Source organism: Mesorhizobium sp. M7A.F.Ca.CA.003.01.2.1, from assembly GCF_003998945.1.
Taxonomy (GTDB): Bacteria; Pseudomonadota; Alphaproteobacteria; order Rhizobiales; family Rhizobiaceae; genus Mesorhizobium; species Mesorhizobium ciceri.
The window spans coordinates 1-1,027 of record NZ_RZRA01001367.1; the positions used below are offsets into that span (position 1 = coordinate 1).

At 64.8% G+C, this 1,027-nt stretch carries 1 protein-coding gene and 1 pseudogene; both read right to left on the reverse strand.

Features of this window, described 5'->3' with window-relative positions; translation table 11 throughout:
- Positions 1-210: pseudogene (locus EN969_RS32700) on the reverse strand (indole-3-glycerol-phosphate synthase TrpC); the annotation flags it as partial.
- Positions 211-213: 3 nt separating this feature from the next.
- Positions 214-1,027: anthranilate phosphoribosyltransferase (gene trpD, locus EN969_RS32705; RefSeq protein ID WP_127419817.1), on the reverse strand; the 814-nt coding region annotated here is incomplete at its 5' end.

Below are 1,027 nucleotides of genomic sequence, written 5' to 3' on the forward strand. Positions count from 1 at the left end.
GATCAGCCCCTTGGACGGGCTTGCCTTCTTGATCTCGGCGATCAGCGCAAAGGCGCCGGATTTGCGCTTTGCTTCGAGTGCGGCAAGAAAGCCGCGCGGTGCGTCGGCGTCCTTGGCTCGCGCCTTGATTTCGGCCAGCGGCACACGTGCCTTTGCCGCCGCGATCTCGTCGCGCTTGTAGGCCTCGATCTTGCGAAGAATGTCAGACACGTTTTACCCGTTCGAAATCTCGACCAGCCTGTCGAGCACTTGCAGGGCCCGGCCGCTGTTGATGGCTTGCGCGGCGAGCGCGATGCCGTCAGCAAGCGTCGTCGCCTTGCCCGCCACCACCAGGCCGGCGCCGGCATTCATCAGCACGGTGTCGCGATAGGCGCCGGCAGCGCCGCCCAGCATATCGCGCAAGGCTTTGGCATTGTAGTCCGCATCGCCGCCACGCAGTTCGTCCCTGCTGTGGCGCGGCAACCCGACCGCTTCAGGCGTCAGGGTGAAGCTGCGGATCTCGCCGCCGATCAGTTCGGCGACCTGCGTCTCGCCGGTGGTGGTGATCTCGTCATAGCCGTCGCCATGAGCAACCCAGGCATGCTCCGCACCCAGTGCCTTCAGCGTCTCGGCAACCGGCAGGATCCATTCCGGCAGGAACACACCGACCAGCTGCCGCTTGACGCCAGCTGGATTGGAGAGCGGCCCGAGCAGGTTGAAGATGGTGCGGGTGCCGAGTTCGACGCGGGTCGGACCGACATGTTTCATCGCTGGATGGTGCGCGGGCGCGAACATGAAACCAATGCCAGCCTCGTGGATGCAGCGGCCGATGAATTCGGGCGAGATGTCGATCTTGACGCCGAGCGCAACCAGCACGTCGGCGGCTCCTGTCAGCGAGGACAGGCCACGATTGCCGTGCTTGGCAACCGGCACACCACTGCCGGCGATGACAAAGGCCGATCCCGTGGAAATATTGACGCTGTGGGAATTGTCCCCGCCGGTGCCGACGATATCGATGGCGCCGTCCGGCGCGTCGACTTGCAGCATC